Source organism: Actinoallomurus spadix, assembly GCF_024055725.1.
GTDB classification, from domain to species: Bacteria; Actinomycetota; Actinomycetes; order Streptosporangiales; family Streptosporangiaceae; genus Actinoallomurus; species Actinoallomurus spadix.
The window spans coordinates 26,190-51,500 of the sequence record NZ_JAMXMX010000014.1 but is presented as its reverse complement, the minus strand read 5'-3'; the positions used below and the strand labels follow the sequence as shown (position 1 = coordinate 51,500).

Sequence of the window (25,311 nt, the reverse complement as noted above, 5' to 3'; positions counted from 1 at the left end):
TCGATCTCGACCTGCCCATACGGTCGACGCCCCCACGTGCGGCGGAGTTGTCGTAATCGCTGCTCGCGATGTCCGGTCGCGGACCGCGACGGCGTGACCGGGCTCGCCGAGCACGGCGTGCGGTCCTCCGTCGTCCGGCTGCCCCCGATCGTGCACAGCCCGCTCGACCACCACGGCTTCGTGAACATCCTGATCGGCATCGCCCGTCAGGCAGGCGTGTCGGCGTACGTGGGGGACGGGGGCATCCCCTTCCGTGACATCGCGGCGGCCATCGGACGCGGCCTCGGCGTTTCCACGGCGAGCATCTCCGCGGCGGACGCCACCGAGCGCCTCGCCTTCCTCGGTCCCGCCGTGGGCGTGGACAACCCGGCCTCCAGCGAGGTGACGCGCAAGACGCTCGGGTGGGAGCCGGCGCATCCGGGCCTCCTCGATGACCTGGAGCAGGGGCACTACTTCCGGCGCGGCTGAGCGGGGTGTGCGCGGGCCGCCGGCTCGATCGTTTCGGTGCGCCGCGCCGAGGCGATCAGCCGGCGGCCGGCAGGCGGAGGCTCTCGCGGTACGCTCGGGCGACGGCCACCAGCTCGTCGAGCTTGTCCCGGGTGCGGGTGAGCTCGGCGATGTGCTCGGAGAGCCGGTCGCGTTCCTGCGCCATCCGCTCCAGCGCGGCGTCGGAGTGCTCCTCGCTGGGCGTCTCGACGCAGGGCAGCACTTCGGCGATGGTGCGGCTGGACAGGCCCGCGGCGTACATCCGCTGGATGAACGTGACCCGCTCGACCTCCTCCTCCGTGTAGTGCCGCTGCCCGCTGGTGCTGCGGGTGCTCCTGAGCAGGCCCTGCTCCTCGTAGTAGCGCAGAGACCGGACGCTGACGCCGGCCCGTGCGGCGAGTTCTCCGATGCGCATGTCGTCTCCTCCGGCTGTGACTCGCGCCACAACGCTTGCCTCTGACGTCAATGTCAGGTTTTAGCGTATCGCCGTGCCCGAGATCCGGGCACGGCGGAGCGAAGGAGTCCTGAGATGACGTCCCTCTTCAGCAGCTACCGGCTCGGTGACCTGACGCTGCCGAACCGGCTGGTGATGGCGCCGATGACGCGGGTCCGGGCCGCCGCCGGGGGCCTGGCGACGCCGTCCATGGCCACGTACTACGCCCAGCGGGCGACGGCCGGCCTGATCATCAGCGAGGGCGTGCAGCCGAGCCTGATCGGGCAGTCCAACCCCGGCACGCCGGGACTGCACACCGACGAGCAGGTCGCCTCCTGGCGGCCCGTGACGGACGCCGTGCACGTCAACGGCGGGCGGATCTTCGCCCAGATCATGCACGGCGGGCGGGTCTCACACCCCGACACCACCGGCTTCCAGCCGGTCGGGCCCTCGGCCGTCCCCGCCGTCGGTGACGTGTTCACCCCGGCCGGGCCGCAACCCGCGCCCGTACCACGCGCCCTGGAGACCGCCGAGGTGCCCGAGCACGCACGGTCGTACGCCGAGGCCGCGCGCCGGGCCGTCGACGCCGGGTTCGACGGTGTGGAGCTGCACGGCGCCAACGGCTACCTGATCTCGCAGTTCCTCTCGTCCAACGCCAACCTGCGCACGGACCGCTACGGAGGCCCGGTCGCCAACCGGATCCGGTTCGCGGTCGAGGCGGTGACCGCGACCGTCGAGGCCGTCGGCGCCGCCAGGACCGGCATCCGTCTCTCCCCGGGCGGCACGTTCTGGGGGGTCGAGGAGACCGACGTTCCCGAGCTCTACGCCGCGCTGCTGACCGAACTGGCCCGGCTGGAGATCGCGTACGTCCACGTCGAGGCCACCGCCGACGAGGACGTGCTGGTCGGCCTGCGCCGTGCGTGGCCGGGCACCCTGATCATGAACCCGGTCCTTCCGATGGGGCCGAAGCAGACCGGCCGGGAGGACGCCGACCACTGGCTCGGGCTCGGGGCCGAGCTCATCAGCTTCGGGCGCGCGTTCCTCGCCAACCCCGACCTGGTCGAGCGGCTGCGCATCGGGCTCCCGATCGCCCCCGTCGACGAGGCCACGTACTACCAGGGCGGCGACAAGGGATACCTGACCTACTCCACCTACCAGCACGCGGCCTGACCCGGCCGGCAGTGGCCGCCCGGCCATCCGCCACCCGAGTGTGCGGTCCTTCCCGCGGTCAGGTAGGTATGGGCTCATGGCCGATTCTGCGGTGCGGGACACCGCGTCGAAGTCCGGGCCGGGCGCCTCCGAGCACCGGTCCGGACTCCTGGCGTTGATGCTGGGTGCCCTCGGTGTCGTCTACGGCGACATCGGCACCAGCCCGCTCTACTCCCTCCAGACCGTGTTCCGCATCGACAACGGGGCCGTCCGCCCGACGAGCGGCGACGTCTACGGCGTGATCTCCCTGGTGTTCTGGTCCGTCACGCTGATCGTTTCCGTGAAGTACGTCATCTTCATCCTGCGCGCCGACAACGAGGGCGAGGGCGGCGTGATGGCGCTGGCCGCACTGGTGCGGCGGGTGCTCGGCGGCGTGCGCGGCAGGGCCGTGGTGGCGATGGCGCTCGGCGTGTTCGGCGCCTCGCTCTTCTACGGCGACAGCGTGATCACGCCGGCGATCTCGGTGCTGTCGGCGGTGGAGGGCCTCAAGGTCTCCAGCCCCGCCGTCTCCCACCTGGTCCTGCCGATCGCGGCGGCGATCCTCACCCTGCTGTTCCTCGCGCAGCGCTGGGGCACGCACCGCGTCGGCAACCTGTTCGGGCCGGTCATGGTGCTCTGGTTCGCGGCGATCGCCCTCGCGGGGCTCGGCGAGGTGGTCCGGAGACCGCGCATCCTGCTCGGGCTGTCGCCGACGTACGCCGGCGCCTTCATACTCGACCACCCCTACATCGCCTTCATCGCGATGGGCGCGGTCGTCCTGGCGATCACCGGCGCCGAGGCGCTGTACGCCGACATGGGGCACTTCGGCCGCGGTCCGATCCGGCGCGCCTGGTTCGGCGTGGTCTTCCCGGCCCTGACGCTGAACTACCTGGGCCAGGGCGCGCTGATCCTGCGCGACCCCAAGAGCGTCGCGAATCCGTTCTTCCTGCTGCTGCCGGGCTGGGCACGGCTGCCGATGGTGATCCTCGCGACCGTGGCGACGGTGATCGCCTCCCAGGCCGTGATCACCGGGGCGTTCTCGGTCTCCCGGCAGGCCGTACGGCTCGGCTTCCTGCCGTACCTGCGGATCCGGCACACCTCGCCGCGCGAGATCGGGCAGGTGTACGTCCCGGCGGTCAACTGGATCCTGTTCATCGGCGTGCTCGCGCTGATGTTCGGGTTCAAGTCGTCGGAGCACCTGGCGACGGCGTACGGCGTGGCGGTCACCGGGACCCTCATCATCACGACGATCCTCTTCCTGGTCATCGCCCGGGCCCAGTGGCGGTGGCCGGCGTGGCGGCTCGTGCTGATCGGCGTGGTCATCGGCGGCGCCGAGATCACCTACTTCGCGGCCAACCTGACGAAGGTCACGCACGGCGGCTGGCTGCCCCTGCTGATCGCGGTGTCCGTGTTCACCGTCATGAAGACGTGGGAACGGGGCCGGGAGATCGTCACGGCCCGCCGGGCCGAGAAGGAGGGCGCGCTGCCCGAGCTCGTGCGGAAGCTGCGCACGGCGAAGGTGCCGCGCGTGCCCGGCACCGCGGTCTTCCCGCACCCGGGGAAGGAGACCACGCCCCTGGCGCTGCGGGCGAACCTGGACCACAACCACGTCGTCCACGAGCACGTCGTGATCGTCTCGGTGACGTACGAGAACATCCCGCACGTTCCGCGAGAGCAGCGGATCGTCGTCGACGACCTGGGCTACCGGGACGACGGGATCGTGCACCTCACGATCAAGTACGGGTTCCAGGACGACCAGGACATCCCCGGGGCCCTGCGGCTCGCCGCCTCCCAGGCGGAGGCCCGGGACGCCGAACTGCTCGACATCGACCCCGACCACGCCTCGTACTTCCTGTCGCGCGGCACGCTGCGCCTCACCCGGGAACCGGGCATGAGCCGGTGGCGCAAGCGGTTGTTCCTCACCCTGGCGAACAACGCCGCGAGCCCCGCCGAGTACTTCCGCCTGCCGGAGGGGCGCACCGTCGTCATGGGGACCCAGGTGGAGCTCTGAGCGTTCCCCTCCCGGGGTGCGTGTTCACTCCTCGATGGCGCCGCCCACGGAGCGCAGGTGCTCGCGGAACGTCAGCGACGGCGTCTCGCGGCGCGCGGCGAGGTAGGCGGCGAAGCCGACCTGCTCGCGCAGGGTGACGCCCGCGCGGATCCGCTCCGCCTGCGCGCGTTCGGTGTCGCGGATGCGCTCGGCGATCGTCAGGAGGCGCTCGGCGTCGGCGGCCGGGACGAACAGCACGCCGTCGTCGTCGCCGAGCACGAGGTCGTCCGCGCTCACGACCTGGTCGCCGACGGTGGCCGACCTGAGCGCGCCGGCGGGCCGGTCACGGAGGCTGAGCGGGCCGGTCGAGATCGCCCCCAGGCTGAAGAGCGGCAGCCCGATCGCGCGGATGTCGGCGGTGTCGCGGTGCAGACCCCAGATCACGATGCCCGTGAGGCCGGCGGCCGCCGCCTCCAGGACGACCAGGTCGCCGACGCACGCCTCGTCGAGACGCCCGCCGTTGTCGACCACCAGCACCTCGCCGGGCGCGGCCTCCTCGAACGCCTCCAGGAAGATGTCGACGCTGCCGAGGTGCCGGGCGGGACGCGCGCGGCCCAGCAGGCGGGTTCCGGGCTCGACGGCGCTCATCGCGGCGGGGGCGCACCGCACGGGCAGGCCGGCGCGGATGCACGCGTCCGCCGCATGCGCGGTGGTCAGCGTCTCGAAGCGCCGCCGGAGTTCCTTGTCGTCCATCCGTCGATCCTTTCTGCTCTCGCTCGGCATCCGGCCGTCAGAACGCCGCGATCGTGGCCGGGGCCCGCTCGGCGCGGCTCAGCGCGCGCAGCACGCCGGTCGGGCCGTGCCGGCGTACGGCCAGGCGGGTCAGCAGGCCGATCACCGTTTCGGCGGCGCTTTCGGGGAGTTCGGGGGCCGGGATCCCGACGCTGACCGCGAGGTCGTCCGAGTGGACCGCCAGCTCCATCGTCCGGGTGATCAGCAGGTCGTCCAGCGTCAGCGACCACGGCCCCCAGAAGGGGATGCGCACCGGCCGGTCCGGCGCGGACGCGAGGCCGGCCGCTGACCGTTCGATGACGGCGTCGACCTCCGCCGCCAGCGCCTCCGGCCCGCCGGCGGCGGCCTCCTCGCCGCCCTGCCGGATGCGGACGTTGATCTCGGCGTCGGGGCCCGCGTCGACCCAGTCGACGCGGGCGTAGTGCTCCAGCAGGGGAATCGTCGGCTCGGCCGGGACCGGCTGCGCCAGGATTCGCGGGACGGCGAGGACCTGGTAGGCGAGGTGGCCGGCGAGGCCGCTGACCCGGAAGCCGGGAAGCGCGCTCGGCCCGCTCCACCGCTCGGCCACCGCCGGGTCGCGCAGCAGGGCCGCCGCCGAGCGGGCCACGGTGAGGAAGTCGTCCGCCGTACGCGTCAACTCCCACCTCCTCGCATCGTCGCAGGAGGCGGCGAGACGCCCGCCGACCGGCCGTCCGCGCGCCGCGACACAGCCTCTCACAGCCCGCGGTCCCCGTGGGGTACGTGCGGCGCCGCGTACCCCGCCGTTCGCGCCACGTCCGGCGTCGCCGCCGAGGACCGGCCGGCGGAGGCCCGGTCGTCGCGGTGCGCGCCGTACACGACCAGGGCCCAGACGAGGCAGGCGAAGGCGGCGAGGTTCGCGACGGCGCGGACGACGTTCCAGGCGACCCACCGGGCCTCGAACCGCTGCCGTACGGCGGCCAGGTCGGCGATGTGCCGGGGGTCGCCGGCCCTGGCGAGCCGGTCGTTGAGCGGGACGTTCACCCCGCTCGTGACCAAGAACATCACGAGATACAGGACCAGGGCGGCGACGATCCAGGGGAGGGCCGGCCGGCCGTGCCCGCGCCAGGCCAGGAGGGCCGCGCCGATGAGAAGGAACAGCGATCCGACGAAGCAGGACATGAACCAGCCGTTGAGGATCGCCTTGTTGATGTTCTGCATCACCTCGACGAAGGCGCGGTCGGAGCTGCGGCGCAGCCCGGGCATCACCGAGTACGCGAAGGCGGCGAACAGCCCGGCCATGAGCCCGGTCGTGACGGTCCCGAGCACCAGGAGGACGGTTTGAAAGCTCTTCTGGGTCATGGCTCGATTGAACGACGCGCGAGCGAGACGGCCCATGGCCGAAGCTCTCGGAAACATGCGCGTTCGTCTACAGTCGCGGCATGGACATCGTGGCCGGCCTTCTGAACGGGCCCCGGGCGCAGGGAGCCTTCCTGCTCCGGTCCTCCCTGACACCTCCCTGGTCGCTGCGCGTGCGGGACGAGGCGCCGCTCACGCTCGTCGCGACGGTCCGCGGCACGGCCTGGGTGATCCCCGAGAGCGGCGGCGCGACCGAGCTGGGCCCCGGCGACGTCGCGATCCTGCGCGGCCCCGACCCGTACACCTTCGCCGACGACCCCGGCACGGCCCCGCGGGCGGTCATCCACCCCGGCCAGCGCTGCACCACCCCGGACGGTGGCGACCTGGCGGACCTGGGGGAGCTCGGTGTCCGCACGTGGGGGAACGCCGCCGAGGGTGTCACGGTGCTGGTGACCGGCACCTACCAGGTGCTCAGCGAGATCTGCCGTCCGCTGCTGGACGCGCTGCCCCCGCTGGTCGTCCTGCGGAACGACGCGTGGGAGGGCCCGCTCGTCCCCCTGCTCGCGGCGGAGGTCGTCAAGGAGGAGCCCGGCCAGGACGCCGTCCTCGACCGGCTCCTCGACCTCCTGCTGGTCGCCGCCCTGCGTACGTGGTTCTCCCGGCCGGAGGCGGACCCGCCTCCGTGGTACCGCGCGCAGAGCGACCCGGTCGTCGGCACGGTCCTGCGGCTCCTGCACGACGCCCCGGAGCGCCCGTGGACGGTGGCGAGCCTGGCCGCCGCCGTCAACGTCTCGCGGGCGGCCCTGGCCCGCCGCTTCACCGCCCTGGTCGGGCAGCCGCCGATGGCCTACCTCACCGCCTGGCGTCTCGCGCTCGCCGCCGACCTGCTGCGCGACCCCGCGCTGACCGTGGGCCAGGTCGCCGAGCGGGTCGGATACGGCACCTCCTTCGCGCTGAGCGCCGCGTTCAAGCGCGTCCGCGGGGTCAGCCCGCGCGAGCACCGCGCCGCCGCGGCCCGCGACCAGCGGCCGGTGGCGCCGACCGGCCCCTGGCGTCGTCCCGCCTGACCGGAGCTCAGCTCGGCTGAGGCGCGGCCCGCCCGGACCTCCGGCGGTGGTACGGGTTGCCAGCAGAGGGCCGTTAATTTGTCACATTCGCTAATTCCAGTGCGTTAGTTGATCACTTACCGTCTGATCGGATCTTCCCCGTCAGAAAGGGGTCCGACATGGCGTGGATCAGGCGAAGCGGGCTGACGGTCCTGGCGGCCGCCGCCGGGGTCATGCTGGGCGTGCCGGCCGCGAGCGCGGCGACCGGCACCGTGAACACCAGCGGCGTCGCCCTCACCGTGCGCTCCGGCGCGGGCACCGGCTACACGGCGACCGGGAGCGTGGCGGACGGGGCGAGCGTCACCATCAGCTGCCAGACGCGGGGAACGACGGTCACCGGCACGTACGGCACCAGCAGCGTCTGGGACAAGATCACCAGTCCGGCCGGCTACGTCGCGGACGCCTACGTCTACACCGGTTCGGACGGCACCGTCGCGCCGCCCTGCGTCCAGACGGTGACCAACGACTATCCGTACAAGTCCGATTCGTCGAGCGAGGCGGACCCCTGGCTCTTCTACAAGCGGGAGTGCGTCTCGTTCGCCGCGTGGCGGGTCCGGCAGCGGCTCGGTGTCGACTTCACCAACTCCTACCGGGGCGTCCACTGGGGCAACGCGATCAACTGGGACAACGCCGCGCTGTCCGCGGGCGTCAAGGTCGACCACACCGCCAAGGTCGGGGCCGTCGCGCAGTGGAACACCGGAACGTACGGCCACGTCGCCTACGTGGCCCGGGTCAACAGCGACGGAACGATCCTGGTCGAGGAGTACAACTACCTCAGCGCGCACAACTACGACACCCGGACGATCAGCGCGAGCAGCGTCGGGAACTACCTCCACTTCTGAGCCCGGAACCTGCGGGGCCCGTTCCGGTGATTCCGGGCCCCGCCCGGGTCACTCCAGGACCGACCTGACCGACTCGGGAGTACGGCCGATCACGGCCGTGCCGTCGTCGGCGGTGATGATCGGCCGCTGGATCAGGATCGGGTGCGCGGCCAGGGCGTCGAGCCATCGGCCGCGGGCGGCGGGCTCCCGCTCCCAGGACGCCAGGCCCAGCTCGCGGGCGACGGCCTCACCGGTACGGGCGATGTCCCACGGTTCGAGGCCGAGACGGTTCAATACCTTCTCGAGCTCCTCGCGCGTGGGAGGGTCCTCCAGGTAGCGCCGCACCGTGTAGTCCGCCCCTTCGGCGTCCAGGAGCGAGATCGCCGACCGGCACTTCGAACAGCGTGGGTTGATCCAGATCTCCATGGCGGGGGCGGGCCTCCTGCGGCATCGGTTCGTCCTGACGGCTCGACGGCCACAGCGACCCTAACCGACGCCTCCGCCGCTCGCCGGGTGTTCAGGCCGGGGTCGCACCGGCGCTCTCGGTCCGGCTCTCCGGCCGGTCGTCGGCCGCCGGTACCGGCCGGTCGCCCTCGTCGACGAGCATCCGCTCCAGCCGGGCCAGGCCCAGGACCAGGAGCAGCGCCGCGATAGGGATGATCACAGGTGCCACCAGTGCCGTGATCAGCATCCGGCACACCCTCCTCCGTGCCGCGCCATCTCTGCACCATTTGCCGTGCCCAGCCGAGAAGGAGAGCTTCGTCTGACCTGCGTAGATATCTGGTCAGATGCGCAAAGCTTGCGGCCCCATGAGCCGCCGCCCCGGACGCCGCCCGCCGGATAGGACCCGTTCTCGGGTTCGACGAACTTGTTCGTAACGAACATGTTCGTTACGTTGATGGGGACAGAAATCGCCCTTCTGAGGAGTCCCCCATGACCACGCATCACCCCATCGCGATCGTCGGCGCCGGCCTCGGCGGCCTCGCCCTCGCCCGCGTGCTCCACGTCCACGGCATCTCCGCGGCGGTCTACGAAGGAGAGGCGTCACCGGCCGTCCGGACGCAGGGCGGCATGCTCGACATCCACGAGGATTCCGGACAGGCCGCCCTGCGGGCCGCCGGTCTCTACGACGGCTTCCGGGCGATCGTCCACCACGGTGGTCAGGCCATGCGCGTCCTCGACAAGGACGCCGTCGTCCACCTCGACGAGGACGACAACGGCGACGGCGGCCGCCCCGAGGTCGACCGCGGACGCCTGCGCGACCTCCTGCTGAACGCGCTGCCGCGGGACGCGGTCCGCTGGAACGCCAGGGTCACCGGGGCCCGCCCGCTCGGCGGCGGGCGGCACGAGGTGACCCTCGTCGACGGCTCCGCCTTCACCACCGACCTGCTGGTCGGCGCGGACGGTGCCTGGTCCCGCATCCGCCCCCTCGTCTCCGGCGCCGCCCCGGCGTACGCGGGCGTGTCCCTGGTCGAGGCCGATCTGCGGGACGCCGGCGTGCGCCACCCCCGGCACGCCGCCCTCCTCGGTGGCGGTTTCACCCAGGCGCTCGGCCCCGGCAAGGGCTTCCTGTCCCACGGCGAGCCCGATGGGAGCCTGCACGTCTACATCGCGCTGCGGACCCCGCCCGAGACGCTCGCGGCGATCGACTTCTCCGACACCGACGCCGCCAAGGCGGCACTGCTGGGCCACTTCGCCGACTGGGACGAGAGCCTGCGGGCCCTGATCGCCGACGCCGACGGGCCACTGGTCCCGCGGTCGCTGTACACCCTGCCCGCCGGCCATCGCTGGGAGCGCGTCCCAGGCGTCACCCTGCTCGGCGACGCCGCCCACCTGATGCCGCCGTTCGCCGGCGAGGGCGCGAACCTGGCCCTGCTCGACGGCGCCGAACTCGGCCAGGCCCTGGCCGCGCACCCCGGCGACACCGAGGCCGCGCTGGCCGCCTACGAGCGGGCGATGTTCCCGCGCGGCGAGAGCGCCGCCGCCGAATCGCTGGCGGGTCTCGACCTGTCCTTCCGCGCGGACGCCCCGCACGGCGTGCTCGCCCTGTTCGCCGGCGCGCGCTGACCGGCCGCCGGCTGCGGTCCGCCGGTCCGGCCGGGCGGGCGGCGATCAGGGGCGAGGAGTCTGCGCGATTCCGTTGATCAACGTGCGGAATCCCCAGGAGACGCGGGACCCGGGCGCCCCGGAGAGCAGGTCGCCGGCGACGGCGGCGATATGGGGGCGGGTGGCGGGCGAAGTGGCGAGCACGGCGTCGAGCAGGGCGCTCCAGTCCCCCTCGGACCGGGCGGCGTCGCCCCCGGCGCGCGGCGCGTGCTCGGCCGCGGTCGCCGTGGCGTACTGCAGGAGGAGGTCCACGCCCCACGCCGCCTGGCCGGGCGGGACGCCGCCCTCGTCGAGCAGCGCGAGCAGCGCCTCGATCAGGTCCAGGTAGTGCTCTCCGTCGGGCCGGGCCACCAGCGCGGCCTGGGCCAGACCGGGATACGCGAACAGCACGGTCAGGTAGGAGGTGAGCACCGTCTCCAGACGCTCACGCCAGTCGCCCGCGGCCCGTACCGGACCGAGGTCCACGGCTCCCAGGAGCCGGTCGAGGACCGCGGCGTGCAGCTCCGCGGTGTCGCGGACGTAGACGTACAGTGACGCCGGCCCGGTGTCCAGCTCCTGCGCCAGGCGCCGCATCGTGACGCGCTTCAGGCCCTCGGCCTGGAGGATCTCCACCGCGGTGGCGACGATGCCGTCCCGCGTCAGGGCCGGCTTGGCCGGCCGTTCCCGGCGGCTGCGCGGTGCCGTGGAATGACCTGTCATGCGCCCACGGTAGCGAACACGTTCGGTCCGCTCAGGCGGCCACCGGCGGCTCCGGCAGGCGCGCGGTCCGGGTGAAGAAGCTGTTGATCCGCTGGACGGTCGTGGTGAAGCCGTCGAGGTCGACGGGCTTGGTGACGTACGCGTTGGCGTGCAGGAGGTAGGTCGCGGCGACGTCGTCGGCGCTGGCGGAGGTGGTGAAGATGACCACCGGGATGGACCGCAGATCCGTGTCGGTCTTGATCTGCTCCAGCACCGCGCGCCCGCTGTACTTCGGGAGGTTCAGGTCGAGCAGCACGAGGTCCGGCCGGGACGCGCCGGTGTGCGTTCCCCGCCGGTGGAGGAAGTCGAGCGCCTCCTCGCCGTCCTCAACGATGGCCAGCCGGGGCGGCGGGCCGCCTTCGGACTCGGAGAACGCCTCCTCGATCAGCATCTGATCGCCCGGGTCGTCCTCGACGACGAGGATGTGCACGGACCGGCGGCGCGTCCCGCTCCCGGCCGCGGGCTCTGCGGGGCCGGGAGCGGCCGGGGCCTGCTCGTCGTCCTGTCGGATCAACACGGTGCGGAGTTCCTCGATTCGACGGTCGGGGTGCGGGATGGCGGAACGGGCGGCTCGGGTCGGTGCTGTGGTGGGCATGGGCCGCCTGCCCTTGAGGGCGAGTGCCGGCCGTCCGACGACCTCTGACGTCGTTTTACGGAATCCTATTTCATGAAGCGCGATGACCCTAACAGGCGGCGACGGGTGCCCGGGGCTCCCCGGGCACCCATCCTCGACCGTGGGATGACGTGGGGTGACGCGGTCGCCGAGCGGACGGTCAGGGGGTCACGGCGCGTCCGTCACGGTTCCGCCCGCGACGGGCTGTGCCGCGGCGGCCACCGCGCCACCGTAGTTCCGCTCGACGGCGGCGCGCTCGGAGGCGTTCGGCGTGGCGTTGGTGCATGAGACGCCACCGGTCGAGCCGGACATGAGGGACGAGCACGGGCCGGGCTTGGCGTCCGGCAGTCCGAGAATGTGGCCGAGCTCGTGGGCGGCGATGCGCGTGGTGTTGTACCCCTCGTCGACCGCCTCCCGGCCGAAGTACACCGTGCCGCGTCCGCCGGGGCGCACCGGGCCGAGCGTCGACTGCGGCCAGCCGTCGAAGGCGATGATCCGGATCTGGGCGGTCGTGCCGGCGGGGGCCTCGACCAGCCGGACGTTGCGGACGTTGGCGTTCCACACCTGAGCACCGGCGACCACGGCGCTCTTGAACTCCGCGGCCTGGCTGTCGTCGTAGTAGAGGGTGGTCGTGGCGAGCGCGGCGGCGTGCTGGGGAGCGGTCGCCGCCGAAGCGCCGGCGGCGGGAGCGGCGGCGATGGAGAGGGCGAGGGCGCCGACGAGGGCGAGGGCGGGGGTACGGAACGGCATTGGCGGGGCCTTCCTCTGGCGGGACGGCTCTGTCCCGGGTCAGGTCGGCCTGATCTTAAGTCCGGGCCTCCGACTCAACAAGGTCTGTCAGGACCGGAAAACCGCATCGTCGTCCGTCCATAAGTGGATGATCTCGCGTGGTCAGGTCGCCGAGATCCACGGGTAAGCCTGCACGGCTTCGGCGTCGCGGCGGGCGGCACGCAGCCGGAGCGCCGCGGCGGCGAGCGCGCCGGCGCTCACGAGGACGAGGCCGCCGAGGCCCGCCAGCAACGCGGGATCGTGCCGGGCGGCATCGATCGTGCCCTGGCGGCCACCGAAGTGGGCGTCGTCGCCGACGCCGGTGGCGGTCGGGGCGACCGGCCGCCGCTCGAAGTCCTTCGCCGCGCTCAGGGCCTGCACGGGGTTCACCACTCCGAACCCGACATCGGCGTTGTAGCCACCCTCGGGGTGGTGGGCGGAGACCGCGATCGCCTGGGCCACCTGCGACGGCGTCAGCCGCGGAAACTTCGACCTGACCAGCGCGGCGGTGGCCGCCACCCAGGCCGTGGCGGGTTGAGATCCCCAGAACGTCCATCCGCTCCGCCCGTCCGGCCCGACCGCGGTGGTCGCGGTGCCGGGCGCGGAGACCATCGTGACGCTGCTCTTGAGGGAGTACTTCGGCCATCGGGTGCCGTCCTTGGCGAGCGTCCCGACGCCGATGACACCGGGGAGGGAGGCCGGCATCGGCGGCGGATCTCCATAGCCGATCGGCTCGTTCGGCGCCACCACCACGACGTTCCTTCTCCGGGCGCGCTCCAGTGCCGCTTCCATGTCTCTGCTGGTGCCGTCCGAGCAGGCATCACCCACCAGCACCACGCCCGCGCCATGGTCGACGGCGTACCGGATCCCCCGCGTGATCACTTCGCAGGAGTTGGTGTTCTCCCGCCAGTCATCCTCCCCGTGGTCGCCTTTCTCCGGAAAGATCCGGACAGGCAGGATGCCGACCCCAGGGGCGAGGGCGGGCAGACCGGGGACCGAGCGGTCGCCGCCGATCAGGGTGGCGAGCAGCGTCCCCTCGATTCGCTGGGGATGGGGCAGGTGAACGAGATCGGTCCCCTGCCGGAGGACGCCGGACCTCGGGCGTACGCGGGGATCGACGCCGGAGGCGAGCACGGCGACGGTCACGCCATCACCCCTGGCGACGTCGTGGGCCAGCGATATCTCGGCCCGAAGACGCACCTGCGGGTCATCCGATGCCGCGTGCGCCGGCCGCGGCGTACCGGCGGCGGCCGCGAACACGAGTCCCGCCAGCGCGAGTGCCGTGAGCCGGCGACCCCGCCCGGTCGCTCGGTCGCCGGTCAGCACCGTACTCCTCGTTCCTCGCACGGACGTTCCGTGTGGACGAAGAATTCCGACAGGTGATCGAGCAGCGTGTCCGCGTGCCGGAAGGGTTCCGCGTCGGCGAGTTCGGGCATCGTCCTCCCGTCGGCCCATCCGCTGACCTGCAGGATGGCGTAGGGCATGGGACCGGATCGAGAAGACGTCTCCTGTCGTCGCGCGTCGCTCCAGTCGGCGGCCACGGTGTGCGGGAACGGCACCACCCGCAGACCGGCCCTTTCGTGACCGCCTACGGACAGGGAGCCGAGCGCGGCGTCGACGTGGTTCTGGTCCGGCATGACGGCGACTCCCACCGTGGTGAGGAGCGTGCGGGACTCATCGGTGTACGAAGATCTCACCCGCCGTGCGGATACGCCAGCGGGCGGCCAGTTCCTTCGACACGGAGGCGGTTCGCTCGGCCCCGGTCGGCGCCCGATCGAACTCCAGCACCAGGCAGGTCACGCCCGCGATGAGGCCGATCGCGCCGGCGATCGCGAGGACGACGGATCTGCGGCGCCCGCGGCGTCGCGGCGGAGCATCGCCCAGAGCGCCGTCCTCGCCGGGAGCGCCTCTCCCACCGGTCGCAGGGGGCGGCGGTGCCGGCTCCGGCCCTCCGGTGTCCGGCGGTGCCGGCTCCGGTCGCGCGTGGTCCGGGGATCGGGGCTTCGATCGTGCGGGGTCCGGCGGAGCCCACGGCGCCGCGGACGCGGGCGCGTCGTCCTCGGCGGGTTCCCCGGTCGTGTCCGCGGCCTCGGGATCGTCTGGCACCCGCGGAAGTCTAATGATCTTCACTCGCCGGCGAGTGACCCTCAGCGGATCGGAGACGCTCAGGGGAGGATGGCGTCGACGTATCCGCCGTCGGCGCGGACGGCGCCGCCGGTCGTCGCCGAGGAGAACTCCGAGCTCAGGTAGACGACCACGTTGCCGATCTCGGTGGGCTCGATGAGCCGCTGGATGAGGGAGTCCGGACGGTGCTCGCGCATGAAACGGCGCTCGGCCTCGTCCCAGGGCAGGTCCTCGCCGACGAGTTCGCCGACGAAGGTCTCCACGCCCGGGGTGTGGGTGGGGCCGACGATGACGGAGTTGACCGTGACGCCGGTGCCCGCGGCCGCCTTCGCGAAGCCCCGGGTGACCGCCAGCAGCGCCGTCTTCGTCATGCCGTAGTGCACCATCTCGGCGGGGATGACGATCGCCGAGTCGCTGGCGATGTTCAGCACCCGCCCCCAGCGGCGCTCCATCATGCCGGGCAGGTACGCACGGGTGAGGCGGACGGCCGACAGGACGTTCACCTCGAAGTACCGGCGCCACTCGTCGTCGTCGATTTCGAGGACGGGCCGGGCGCCGAAGATGCCGAGGTTGTTCACGAGGATGTCCACGTCGGGCACCCTGTCGCGCAGCCCGGCCGCGCCCTCCGCCGTCGCCAGGTCGGCGGCGACGGCGGTGACGTCCGCGTCCGGCAGCCGCTCGGTGATGGTCGCGGCGGCACGCGCGGTCCTGTCCTGTCCGCGTCCGTTCACGATGACGGCGGCGCCCGCGCGGGCGAGTTCCGTGGCGATCGCGAGTCCGATGCCCTGGCTCGATCCGGAGACGAGGGCCCGGCGGCCCGACAGGTCGATGTCCATCGCTTCGGCGTTCCCCCTTCCGCCCGCGGCTATGCGGGTCACGTCCTCCGCAGGAGGAGCACGGCGATGTCGTCGGTGTGCCGGCCGATCGTCCTGGTGCGGATGAGTTCGTCGACGAGGTCGTCCAGCGGGAGGTCCGCGGCGTCGGAGAGCCGCCGCGCCAGCGCGGCGGTGCTCTCGGTGAGGTCGATGCCGGGGACCTCCACGAGACCGTCCGTGTAGAGAAGGAGGGTGGTTCCCCGGTGCATAGGCGCCATGGTCACCGGGAACCAGGCCGAATCCCCGATGCCGAGCAGCGGGCCGGGCTCCACCTCGAGCGGCTGGGCGGCCGGGGGCTGGCCGGGGCGGCAGCACAGGATCGGCTGCGGGTGCCCGGCGCTGGCCAGGGCGACCTCGTCGCCGGCGAGATCGATCTGGGCGTAGAGGCAGGAGACGAACAGGTCGGTCCCGAGATCGTTGAGGATCTGGTCGGCGTGCCCCAGGACCTCGTCCGGTGACGCGCCCGCGGCGGCGTAGGCGTGCACCGCCGTGCGGACCTGCCCCATCAGGGCCGCCGCGTTGACGTTGTGCCCCTGCACGTCGCCGATGACGGCGGCCGCGGTCGTGTCGTCGAGGCGGACCAGGTCGTAGAAGTCCCCGCCGATCTCCATGCCGTGGGTCGCGGGCAGGTAGCGGGCGGCGACGTCGAGCCCGGCGATGCGGGGGAGGCTGTGCGGGAGGAGGGCCTGCTGCAGACCGTGGGCGAGGTCGTTCTTGGTGTCGTAGAGCCGGGCGCGGTCGAATGCCTGGGCGATCAGGCCGGCGAGTGAGGTGAGGACCGCGCGTTCGTCGGGGCTGAAGGTGTGCGGCTCGTCGTAGGAGATGACGCAGCAGCCGACGGGCCGGCCTGAGACGATCAGCGGCAGGAACGCCCAGGCCTGCTTGCCGCCGACGCCGGGGCCCTCGGGATAGACGGCGGAGATCTCCGCGGGATCGGCGAAGAATCGGGGAGCGCCGCTGGCGACGGAGAGGGCGGCGGGGTTGTCGATGATGTCCACCGATACGCCGTCGAAGCGCTCGATCGCCTGGGACGGATACCCGCAGTGGCCGATGATCTTGAAGCGGCCGCCCTCGGCGACGGAGATCAGCATGCCCTGGGCGCCGAACGCGGGCAGGACCTGGTCGGCGACCAGGTTCACGACGTCGCGTACGCCGACGGCCTCCGTCAGCGCGGCGGCCAGGTGCACCAGTTCGTAGAGTCGCCCGATGCGATCGGTGTCGGCCCAGGGGGCGGCCGGAGCGGCGTCCGCCGGTCGGTGGCCGCCCGGCCGTCCAGCCTTCGTGTCGCTCCGGATCACCCGGACGCTGATCCCGCCGGCGTCCGGATAGAGCTTGAGATCCAGCCAGACGTCCGGTGGCCGCAGGACGGTGTAGCGGACCGGTTCCCGGCTGATCACCGCGGTGCGGTACCGGTCCTTGTAGATCGGGTTGTCCAGCCAGGGCAGCGACTCCCACGGCCGGGTCCCCAGCAGGTCCTCCGCGTCCCGGCCGAGCAGTACGGCGGCGGTCGTGGTGACGAAGGTGATGCGGCCGTCGAGGTCGAGCGTGAGACCGCCTTCGGGCAGGCGCTCGGCGAAGTCGACGGCCGCGAGCGGCGGAGGACGCGGCTCGTCCGGCTGGATGGAGACGATCCGCGGCCGGTCGGGGAGGCAGGGAGGGGGGCCCGCGTCGTCGAGCGACCGGGTGATACGCCCGGCACCGGCTTCGATGCCGGCGCGTTCACGGTGGTCCAGGGGTGCCGGGTGCTCGGCGGGCCACGTCATCACCAGTGCCCCCCAGAGCCCGCGCGTGCCGTGCAGTGGCAGGGCGGCGAGGGCGTACCGATAGGGCATCGCGGCCGCGTGTCTCGGATACAGGCGGACCATGTCCCCCTGGCCGGACACCCAGACGAGGCGGTCCTCCCGGACGGCGTCCCAGAGCGGGCATGACCGGTCCAGCGGCATGCGTTCCCAGGGCGCGATGAGCGCCTCCGGCACGCCGCAGATCGCGGCCAGACGCAGGTCCCGCCGCCCATCCGAGCACAGGTAGACGCTCCCGGTCGCGGCGCCCGTACGGCGCACCATCGCGGCCAGCTCCCCGTCCAGCGCTCGGTCCAGCGACTCGGCGGCGTCGATCTCGTCACCGCACTCGGTCATGGTGCGCCTCGCAGGTCCCTCGAAGCCGACCTGCAGGAACTCCCCATATAGGGACGATACGTCCAACAGTGTCAATAGCGCATCAACGGCCGTACGCCCGGAAGAACCGCGCCGGGCGGCCGGCTCCCGGCCGAGCACGCACTCGGCCAGGAGCGGGCGGCGGCGGGCGTCGTCCTAATCGGCGACACACTCGATCCAGTAGCGCCCGGTGTCGTCGCGGTGCGCTCCGTGGATGTCGGTGTCGATGAAGGGGAACGCCCGGTCGAAGTCCTCCAGGGCGCGCAGGTAGCTCATGACCGGCCCGTCGTCGGGGCCGGTGGACTCGCCCGGCATCAGCATCGGAATGCCCGGCGGTGTCACGACGACGACCGTGGCGGAGACACGCCCCGCCAGCTCGCTCAGCGGGACCCGCTCGGTGCGGGACCGGATGAGCGCCTGGTAGCAGTCGGCCGGGGTGAGGACGGGCTCCGGCAGGTCGGTGAAGACCTCGTCGAGCAGGACGTCGAGCTTCGCGTCCCGCAGCCTGCCGTGGACCTGGGCGCAGAGGGCGCGCAGCGTCCCCCCGGACGGGCCGAAGCCGGGCAGCACCTCCGCCAGGGGCGCGTCCCTGTCGTAGGCGTTCTTGAAGTCGATGAGCGCGTCGATCAGGGTGCCCCACTTGCCCTTCGTGATGCCGAGCGAGAACAACACCAGCAGCGTGTGGTCACCGGTCTTCTCCACGACGATGCCGCGCCGCTCGAGATGGGCGGCCACGATCTTGGCGGGGATCCCCCACTCGGTGGTGCCGCCGACGGCGTCCGCGCCGGGGCAGGTGATCGTCACCTTGATCGGGTCGAGCATGCAGTGCCCGTCGTCCAGGCCGTCGAATCCGTGCCAGGCGGCGCCGGGCCGCAGCGTCCAGCAGCCCGGCTCGGTGGCCAGCAGCTCCACGTCGGCGTCCTCGAAGGCCACCGGCCGGCCCGTACGGGGATCGGTCACCTGCGGGGGCTGCCAAACGCCGAAGAACCAGTCCGGGCGGGTGCCGTCCTCGCGGATACGGCCGGCCAGCCGCACCATCGCCTGCCGGAAGCGGATCGCCTCGACGATCGCCTCCCCGGTGAGGAAGGTCCCGGACGGCCCGTCCATCATCGCGGCGGCCACGTCCAGTGACGCGATCATCGGGTAGAGCGGTGACGTACTGGCGTGCATGAGGTAGGTCTCGTTGAACCGGTCGTGGTCGACGGGCGCGCGCGGCGCCGGGCGCACATGCAGCATCGACGACTGTGACAGCGCCGCCAGCAGCTTGTGCGTGGACTGGGTGGCGAACACGGTCGGCCGGTCCGGCCCTGGGACGGATCGCTCGTCGACGGCCATGCCGTACCGGCGTGCGTACAGCGGGTTGAACCGGGCGTAGGCGAACCACGCCTCGTCGAAGTGCACCCGGGGGACCGACGTGCCGAGCAGCTCCGCGACGCGCACGGCGTCGTAGCACAGGCCGTCGTAGGTCGAGTTGGTGACCACCGCGTAGGTGGGCTCCGGCGCCACCGCGTCCGCGGTGAACGGATGGCCGCCCAGGCGGCCGCGGACGGCCGGCGCCGACAGGCTCCCGGCCGGGATCGGGCCGGCCAGGCCGAGCCCGTTGCGCTCGGGAACCAGGTAGACCGGCCGGGCGCCGTTGATGGCGAGGGCGTGCTGGATCGACTTGTGGCAGTTGCGGTCGACCAGCGCCAGCTCGCCGCGCGCGACCGCGTGGTGACCGACGATGCGGTTGGCGGTCGAGTTGCCGTTCATGACGAAGTACGTCCGCTCGGCGCCGAAGATCCGTGCGGCGTTGCGCTCGGCGTCGCCGATCGGGCCGGTGTGCTCCAGCGGCGAGCCCAGCTCGGGCACCGAGATCGACAGATCGGTGCGCAGCAGCCGCTCGCCGTAGTAGTCGAAGAAGGCCCGGCCCACGGGTGACTTCAGGAACGCCACGCCGCCGGCGTGGGCCGGGGTGTGCCAGGAGTAGCGGTGGTGGTCCTCCAGGTGCCGCAGCGCCTCGAAGAAGGGCGGGAGCGTCTGCTCGGTGTACTCCTCGGCGGCGTGCGCGATGCGCCCGGCGATGAAGCCGGGGGTGTCCTCCAGGGGGAAGACGTAGCCCTGGATCACCTCGTACACCCACAGGGGGACGTCGCGCGGCTCGTGGTCGGCGGTGAGCAGGAAGACCGGCAGGCGGTTGAAGCGTTCGGTCACCGCCTTCATGATCTCTTCGGCGCCGGGAGCACCCCAGCCGGCCAGCAGTCCCGTGAGCGTCGCGTCCGAGCGGATCACCGCCAGCGCGTCGGCGCTGCGGTGGGTCCAGCGCACCTGCAGGCCGTGCTCGTCCATCGCCGTGCAGAGGCGGCGCAGCTGTTCGGCGACCGCCGAGTCGGCGTCGGGTCGCTCGTCGACGGCGAGAAGGATCGCGCGTTCCATGGCCAGGACCTCCGCTGGGTCGGGACACGCCGGCGGCAGGACACCGCCGGTCGACACTCAGAGTGCTCGGATCACTGCGAACTGTAACACCCGTCCTTGGCGACGGAAAGTGTCGGCAAAGTCGCGGAAGGTCATATCTCGGGGGTGCGGTCCCGCGCTGCAGTAGGCCGCGTCCCGGAGGCTCCCGTTCTCGTGACGCGGGAGATCACGTCTCCGGGCGGGCTACTCCCACTCCCAGCCGATCCCGAGGTATCCGCCGGCCTGCAGCCCGAACTCGATGACGTGGACCGTGTGGGAACTGGACAGCCGCAGGTCGGTCTCCTCCGCCGTCCGGGCGGCGCCGTCCGGACGCCACGTCCGGTAGCAGCGGGCCGGGATCGCCGACGGATGGAACTCGATCTCCAGGAGGTACTCGTGCTGGGGGTACCGGAAGCCCCGGCCCTCCTCGGTGTCGGGCGGCCCCGGCGAGGTGAAGCCGAAGCCGTACTCGATGAGGTACGTCTCGCCGCGAGCCAGTGGCCGGTCGAACAGCAGCTCCGTCGCCATGATCGCGCTCGCCTCGTCGGTGCGGATCCGGCCGAACCTGCAGCGGCTCGCGTCCTTGCGCGTCGGCAGCACGCCGTGTTCGTTCTGGTAGAGGCAGATCCAGCGGTCCACTCCCGGCCGCTGTGCCTGAAGCACCGCGCGGGTCTGCGCCGACAGGAGGTCCCGGTCCGGGCCGAGGACGTACCGGTCGTGGAGACTCAGGCAGGTGATCCGGCCGTCCACCCGCTCGCCGATCTCGTCCAGCAGGTCGAGGGCTCCGGGAGTCGGGAAGATTTCGTCCAGCGACCGGGTCCCGGCCGGGCGGCCGTCCGGCGGTTTGAGCAGCGTGATGAGGGAGTTGCGCGGGAGGTCGAGGATGCTCTCCAGGCCGCGCACCGCCCGGAGCGAGTCGGCGCGTTCCGGCCGGGTCCGGCCGCGCCGCCAGTAGCTGAGGCTGGAGAGGCTGACGTGGATGCGCCGCTCCCGCAGCCGCCGCTGGAGGGTCTCCAGCGTGAGGCCACGAGCCTGGATGGCGGCCTGCAGCGCCACGTCGAAGGGGCCACTCCGGATCGTCTGGAGGAGATCATCCTCCACCGTGCTCCGCACTGTTCGCGTGCCTCCGGTTGAGGACGGCCACCCCCGGCCTGGCCTGACTGAAGTACGGACAGCGTCGTGTACGCCATGAAAGATCTCAGTAGAGCCGCCGGTTGGCAAGGTCCCGGGAAAGGCGATCACCCCGTACCTCGGCAGGCGGGGAGTCGAGGTCCGGGGTGATCCGGTCGGGACGTGCGGTCCTCCCCGCGGAGTGGGGCGGATGGAGGAATAGTGCTGGCCACGGCGAGCGGACGTCAACGTTTTCAGGGCGTACAGAATTCACTGTTAACGCCGGTTAACGCGCCCCGCCCGGGGTCACTCCCATTCCCATTCCAGGCCGGTGATTCCGCCCGCCACACCGCTCCTCGTGATGTGGACGCCGCCGGACGATCCGACCCACAGCTCGGCGGTGCGGCGCCGTGGCACATCGACGGTGTCGCGGTCGTACCGGTAGCAACGTGCCGGCAACACTTGCCGGTCGAACCGAACGATGGCCAGATATTCCTTTACCGAATGCCGGAAACGGCGCTCGTGGAATCGCGTGATCGGCCGGTCTCCCGGAAAGCCGAGCTCGTACTCCACGACCGCCGTGTCGCCGCGTGCCAGCACCCGGTCGAAGAAGAGCTCGAAGGCGATGAACCCCGCCTCGTGGCGTACCCGCCCGCGCCGGCAGTGGCGGAGGTCGCCGAGCGCCGGGGGAGGGTCCGTCTCGGCCTCGGCGCGATGCACGGCGACGACCCGGTCGACGTCGTCGCCCGAGGCCCGCACCACCTGCCGTACCACCAGCGACCGGGGGCGCCGGTCCGCGCCGACCTCGTAGACGTCGTGCACGGCGAGCCATTCGAGCCGGTGGTCGGACGACCGGTCGAGCTGGCCGAGCATGGTGAGGACGGGGCGCGGGTCGGACCAGAGGCGGGCCGGGTGCAGGGGGCCGCCGCCCGCCTGGCCGCGGCGCCGGCGCGGTCGCAGCAGGTCGGTCAGGGTGCCGGCCGGAAGTTCGAGGATCTGTTCCAGCACGCCGACGGCGGCGATGGAGTCGGGGCGCTGCGGCCGGCTCCGCCCGCCCTGCCAGTAGCTCAATGTGGCGGCACTGACCCGGATTCCCCGCTGCCGGAGCCGGGTGCGCAGGCTTTCCAGCGTGAGACCACTGTTCTGAATCGCCGTTCGCAGGGCGCCGGAGAACTCCGTCACACCGGAGGAATGGCTCCCGGAAGCGTTCATCGCCCGCGGAATCCGGGGGGCCTCGCCCTCATCGTCCTCGATGCCCATGAGGTCGAGGTTAGGACGTCGGCGCGCCCGCTCAGGTCGGACCCGGCGCGGCCGGAAACGGCACACCGGCGACTTTGCGGACTGCACTTGCTGATTTTGTCAGGCCGGGTAATGGCCGTTGAAGCGCCCGTGCGACGGCTCCCGGCCGCCGGAGCGGGAGCCGCCGGACCGGTCGTCAGAGGTCGAGACCGGTGAGGACCAGGACGCGGTCCTCGGTGAGGTCGTTCATCGCGGCCCGGACGCCCTCCCGGCCCACGCCGGAGTCCTTCCAGCCGCCGTACGGCATCTGGTCCGCGCGGAAGCTCGGGACGTCTCCGACGATCACGCCGCCGACCTCCAGGTCGCGGTGGGCGCGGAAGGCCGCCCGCACGTCGGTGGTGAAGATCCCCGCCTGCAGCCCGTACTTCGAGGCGTTGACGGTGTCGAACGCCTCGTCGAGGTCGCGGAACGGGGCGACCGTGAGGACCGGCCCGAAGACCTCCTCCTCCGCCAGCGCGCACCCGGCGGGGACGTCGGCGAGGACGGTCGGCGCCACGGTACGGCCGTCGCGGTCACCGCCGGTCAGGACCGACGCGCCGCCCCGGCGGGCCTCGTCGATCCAGTCCGTGATCCTTTCGGCCGCCGCGTCGTTGATCACCGGGCCGACCTGGACGCCGTCGGCCGTCGGGTCGCCGGTCGGCAGTTTCTCCACCTCGGCGACGAGGTCGGCGACGAACGCGTCGTAGATACCGGCGTGCACCAGCACCCGCTGGACGGAGATGCAGGACTGGCCTGCCTGGTAGTTGGCGAACAGCGCGATCCGGCGGGCCGCTCCGGCCAGATCCGGCCAGTCGTCGTTCACCACGACGGCGGCGTTGCCGCCGAGCTCCAGAGTGACGTGCTTACGCGGCGCCTGCCGCTGGATCGCCCAGCCGACCGGGCCGGATCCGGTGAAGGAGATGACCGGCAGCCGTGGATCGTCGACCAGGGCGGCCATCCGGTCGTTCGGCACGGGGAGCACCGAGACCATCCGGGGCGGCAGGTCGGTCTCCGCGATGATCTCCCCGAGCAGCAGCGCGGACAGCGGCGTGGCCGGCGCCGGCTTCACCAGGATCGGGGCGCCGACCGCGATGGCCGGGGCGACCTTGTGCGCGACCAGGTTGAGCGGGAAGTTGAACGGCGCGATGCCCAGCACCGGCCCGCGCGGGAAGCGCCTTACGACGGCGAGCCGTCCGGTCGCCGCCGCGTCGGTGTCCAGGCGCTGCAGGTCACCGGAGAAACGACGGGCCTCCTCGGCCGCCCAGCGGAACGTCGAGACCGCGCGGGAGACCTCCCCGCGCGACCAGACCAGCGGCTTGCCGTTCTCCGCGGTGATCAGCCGGGCGATCTCCTCGGCGCGTTCCGCGAGCCGCGCCGAGATGTGGTCGAGAGCTGCGGCCCGTACGTGCGCGGGAGTGGCCTGCGCCTCCCGGCGTACGGCGTCGAGGTCGGCGACCGCCTGCTCGACCTGCGCGTCGGTCGGCATTGAGACGACGCCGACGACGGAACCGTCCCAGGGGGAGGTCACCTCGAGGGTGTCCGCACCGGTGGTGGGCACGCCGGACAGGAAGAACGGAGTGACGTCTGACATGACTTTCGTCCTCAGGGAGCTCAGACGGACGCGGCGAAGGCCTCTTCGAGGATGTCGAGGCCCTCGGCCAGCAGCTCGTCGGTGATGGACAGCGGGGGAAGGAACCGCAGCACGTTGCCGTATGTTCCCGCCGTGAGGGTGACCAGGCCGGCGGCGTGGCACGCGCGGTTCACCGCGGCGGTCAGCCCGGCGTCCGGGGTCTTGGCCCCGGGGTCGGAGACCAGCTCGACCGCGAGCATCGCGCCGCGGCCGCGCACGTCGCCGATCTGCGGGTACTTCGCGGCCAGCTCCCGCAGCCGGGGCACGAACAGCGCCTCGATCGCGCGGGCGCGCGCCGGCAGGTCCTCGGCCTTCATCGTCTCGATCGCGCCGAGGGCGCCCGCGCAGGCGACGGGGTTACCGCCGTACGTGCCGCCGAGGCCGCCGCCGTGGACGGCGTCCATCACCTGAGCACGCCCGGTCACCGCGGCGAGCGGCAGGCCGCCCGCGATGCCCTTGGCCGTGGTGATCAGGTCGGGGACGACGCCCTCGCGGTCGCAGGCGAACCAGTCGCCGGTGCGGCAGAAGCCGGTCTGGATCTCGTCGGCGATGAGCAGGATGCCGTTGTCGTGGCACCACTCCGCGACCCGCGCGAGGTAGCCGGCGGGCGGCACGATGAATCCGCCCTCACCCTGGATCGGCTCGATGATCACCGCGGCGGTGTTCTCCTCGCCGACCTGGGCGTGCAGCTGGGAGACGAACGCCTCGAACGCCTCGTCGGCGCAGTTCTCCGGGCCGGTCGGCCAGCGGTACGGGTACGCCATCGGCACCCGGTAGATCTCATTGGCGAACGGCCCGAAGCGGTGCTTGTAGGGCATGTTCTTCGCGGTGAGCGCCATGGTCAGGTTCGTACGCCCGTGGTAGGCGTGGTCGAAGGCCACGATGGCCGACCGGCCGGTGTACGAGCGGGCGATCTTGACGGCGTTCTCGACGGCCTCGGCGCCGGAGTTGAACAGCGCGGAGCGCTTCTCGTGCTCGCCGGGCGTCAGCTCGTTCAGGGCCTCGGCGACCTCGACGTACTCGGCGTACGGGGTGATCATGAAGCAGGTGTGGGTGAAGTCGGCGACCTGCTCCTGGACGCGCTCGACCACGCGCGGCGCCGCGTTGCCGACCGTGGTGACGGCGATGCCCGAGCCGAAGTCGATGAGCTGGTTGCCGTCGATGTCGACCAGGATGCCCCCGCCGGCGCGCTCGACGTAGACGGGGAGGCCGGTGGAGACGCCCGCGGAGACCGCGGCGTTCTTGCGCGCGTGCAGTTCGGCCGAACGCGGACCGGGGATCGCCGTCTTGAGGATGCGGCGCTGTTCGATGCCGGAGGGCGGGGTCATGCTGTGACTCTCCAGGTGAGGC

25 protein-coding genes are annotated in these 25,311 nt (G+C 72.2%); 6 read left to right on the top strand and 19 right to left on the bottom strand.

What is annotated here, in order from left to right:
• The first annotated feature begins 93 nt into the window (after positions 1 to 93).
• Positions 94 to 468 carry a Rossmann-fold NAD(P)-binding domain-containing protein gene (locus NE235_RS21620; protein ID WP_252805812.1) on the top strand — a complete coding sequence of 125 codons (375 nt, stop codon included), beginning with the start codon at positions 94 to 96 and terminating at the stop codon, positions 466 to 468.
• Between the two features lie 55 nt (positions 469 to 523).
• On the opposite strand, the gene NE235_RS21615 is transcribed toward NE235_RS21620, so the two are convergent.
• Positions 524 to 901 (bottom strand): MerR family transcriptional regulator, encoded by a 378-nt coding sequence (locus NE235_RS21615; RefSeq protein WP_252805810.1) that lies wholly within the window; start codon positions 899 to 901, stop codon positions 524 to 526.
• 114 nt (positions 902 to 1,015) lie between these two features.
• Between NE235_RS21615 and NE235_RS21610 the strand changes: the two genes are divergently transcribed.
• Together NE235_RS21610 and NE235_RS21605 are read left to right on the top strand one after the other, a co-directional pair.
• Entirely contained in the window at positions 1,016 to 2,089 is a 1,074-nt protein-coding gene (locus NE235_RS21610) for an alkene reductase (RefSeq protein ID WP_252805808.1), read from the top strand.
• Positions 2,090 to 2,165: 76 nt separating this feature from the next.
• Positions 2,166 to 4,118, top strand: coding sequence for a potassium transporter Kup (locus tag NE235_RS21605; RefSeq protein WP_252805806.1), 1,953 nt, complete (start codon positions 2,166 to 2,168; stop codon positions 4,116 to 4,118).
• 24 nt (positions 4,119 to 4,142) lie between these two features.
• Here NE235_RS21605 and NE235_RS21600 read toward each other — a convergent pair whose 3' ends face one another.
• From NE235_RS21600 to NE235_RS21590, 3 genes are all read right to left on the bottom strand, one after another.
• Complete coding sequence (locus NE235_RS21600) at positions 4,143 to 4,850, bottom strand: RraA family protein (protein ID WP_252805804.1); 708 nt, start codon at positions 4,848 to 4,850, stop codon at positions 4,143 to 4,145.
• A gap of 37 nt (positions 4,851 to 4,887) precedes the next feature.
• Complete coding sequence (locus tag NE235_RS21595) at positions 4,888 to 5,526, bottom strand: maleylpyruvate isomerase N-terminal domain-containing protein (RefSeq protein WP_252805802.1); 639 nt, start codon at positions 5,524 to 5,526, stop codon at positions 4,888 to 4,890.
• 77 nt (positions 5,527 to 5,603) lie between these two features.
• Positions 5,604 to 6,209: an anthrone oxygenase family protein gene (locus tag NE235_RS21590; protein WP_252805799.1), complete on the bottom strand. Its 606-nt coding sequence runs from the start codon at positions 6,207 to 6,209 to the stop codon at positions 5,604 to 5,606.
• Positions 6,210 to 6,289: 80 nt separating this feature from the next.
• On the opposite strand from NE235_RS21590, the gene NE235_RS21585 reads away from it, so the two are divergent.
• Entirely contained in the window at positions 6,290 to 7,273 is a 984-nt protein-coding gene (locus NE235_RS21585) for an AraC family transcriptional regulator (RefSeq protein WP_252805792.1), read from the top strand.
• Positions 7,274 to 7,431: 158 nt separating this feature from the next.
• Positions 7,432 to 8,154: a CHAP domain-containing protein gene (locus NE235_RS21580; RefSeq protein ID WP_252805790.1), complete on the top strand. Its 723-nt coding sequence runs from the start codon at positions 7,432 to 7,434 to the stop codon at positions 8,152 to 8,154.
• A gap of 48 nt (positions 8,155 to 8,202) precedes the next feature.
• Here the strand turns inward: NE235_RS21580 and NE235_RS21575 are convergent, their stop codons facing one another.
• Both NE235_RS21575 and NE235_RS21570 read right to left on the bottom strand, forming a co-directional pair.
• Positions 8,203 to 8,559, bottom strand: coding sequence for an arsenate reductase family protein (locus NE235_RS21575; RefSeq protein WP_252805788.1), 357 nt, complete (start codon positions 8,557 to 8,559; stop codon positions 8,203 to 8,205).
• 91 nt (positions 8,560 to 8,650) lie between these two features.
• Entirely contained in the window at positions 8,651 to 8,824 is a 174-nt protein-coding gene (locus NE235_RS21570) for a hypothetical protein (protein ID WP_252805786.1), read from the bottom strand.
• A gap of 242 nt (positions 8,825 to 9,066) precedes the next feature.
• Between NE235_RS21570 and NE235_RS21565 the strand changes: the two genes are divergently transcribed.
• The gene (locus NE235_RS21565; RefSeq protein WP_252805784.1) at positions 9,067 to 10,200 is read left to right on the top strand and encodes an FAD-dependent oxidoreductase; all 1,134 of its coding nucleotides are present in this window, start codon (positions 9,067 to 9,069) and stop codon (positions 10,198 to 10,200) included.
• A gap of 45 nt (positions 10,201 to 10,245) precedes the next feature.
• Here NE235_RS21565 and NE235_RS21560 read toward each other — a convergent pair whose 3' ends face one another.
• From NE235_RS21560 to gabT, 13 genes are all read right to left on the bottom strand, one after another.
• Entirely contained in the window at positions 10,246 to 10,938 is a 693-nt protein-coding gene (locus tag NE235_RS21560) for a TetR/AcrR family transcriptional regulator (protein WP_252805782.1), read from the bottom strand.
• A 31-nt stretch (positions 10,939 to 10,969) separates the two neighbouring features.
• Positions 10,970 to 11,494: a response regulator gene (locus NE235_RS21555; protein ID WP_252805780.1), complete on the bottom strand. Its 525-nt coding sequence runs from the start codon at positions 11,492 to 11,494 to the stop codon at positions 10,970 to 10,972.
• A gap of 264 nt (positions 11,495 to 11,758) precedes the next feature.
• Entirely contained in the window at positions 11,759 to 12,340 is a 582-nt protein-coding gene (locus NE235_RS21550) for a snapalysin family zinc-dependent metalloprotease (protein WP_252805778.1), read from the bottom strand.
• Between the two features lie 141 nt (positions 12,341 to 12,481).
• Positions 12,482 to 13,504, bottom strand: a complete 1,023-nt coding sequence (locus NE235_RS21545) for a S8 family serine peptidase (RefSeq protein WP_252805776.1) — start codon at positions 13,502 to 13,504, stop codon at positions 12,482 to 12,484.
• Positions 13,505 to 13,677: 173 nt separating this feature from the next.
• Positions 13,678 to 14,055: a hypothetical protein gene (locus tag NE235_RS38285; RefSeq protein ID WP_252805775.1), complete on the bottom strand. Its 378-nt coding sequence runs from the start codon at positions 14,053 to 14,055 to the stop codon at positions 13,678 to 13,680.
• Complete coding sequence (locus NE235_RS21535) at positions 14,033 to 14,464, bottom strand: hypothetical protein (protein WP_252805773.1); 432 nt, start codon at positions 14,462 to 14,464, stop codon at positions 14,033 to 14,035. The genes NE235_RS38285 and NE235_RS21535 overlap by 23 nt, the downstream gene beginning before the upstream one ends.
• A gap of 59 nt (positions 14,465 to 14,523) precedes the next feature.
• Entirely contained in the window at positions 14,524 to 15,318 is a 795-nt protein-coding gene (locus NE235_RS21530; protein WP_252805771.1) for an SDR family NAD(P)-dependent oxidoreductase, read from the bottom strand.
• Between the two features lie 38 nt (positions 15,319 to 15,356).
• The gene (locus NE235_RS21525) at positions 15,357 to 17,492 is read right to left on the bottom strand and encodes a SpoIIE family protein phosphatase (RefSeq protein ID WP_252805769.1); all 2,136 of its coding nucleotides are present in this window, start codon (positions 17,490 to 17,492) and stop codon (positions 15,357 to 15,359) included.
• A gap of 174 nt (positions 17,493 to 17,666) precedes the next feature.
• Positions 17,667 to 19,925 carry an Orn/Lys/Arg family decarboxylase gene (locus NE235_RS21520; RefSeq protein WP_252805767.1) on the bottom strand — a complete coding sequence of 753 codons (2,259 nt, stop codon included), beginning with the start codon at positions 19,923 to 19,925 and terminating at the stop codon, positions 17,667 to 17,669.
• A gap of 222 nt (positions 19,926 to 20,147) precedes the next feature.
• Positions 20,148 to 21,044, bottom strand: a complete 897-nt coding sequence (locus NE235_RS21515; RefSeq protein WP_252805765.1) for a hypothetical protein — start codon at positions 21,042 to 21,044, stop codon at positions 20,148 to 20,150.
• Between the two features lie 315 nt (positions 21,045 to 21,359).
• Entirely contained in the window at positions 21,360 to 22,313 is a 954-nt protein-coding gene (locus NE235_RS21510; protein ID WP_252805763.1) for a hypothetical protein, read from the bottom strand.
• A gap of 175 nt (positions 22,314 to 22,488) precedes the next feature.
• A complete protein-coding gene (locus NE235_RS21505) occupies positions 22,489 to 23,922 on the bottom strand; it encodes an aldehyde dehydrogenase family protein (protein ID WP_252805761.1) in 1,434 nt (477 codons plus the stop codon).
• Positions 23,923 to 23,942: 20 nt separating this feature from the next.
• On the bottom strand, positions 23,943 to 25,289 hold the full coding sequence (gene gabT / locus NE235_RS21500) for a 4-aminobutyrate--2-oxoglutarate transaminase (protein ID WP_252805759.1): 1,347 nt from the start codon (positions 25,287 to 25,289) through the stop codon (positions 23,943 to 23,945).
• Positions 25,290 to 25,311: the final 22 nt, after the last annotated feature.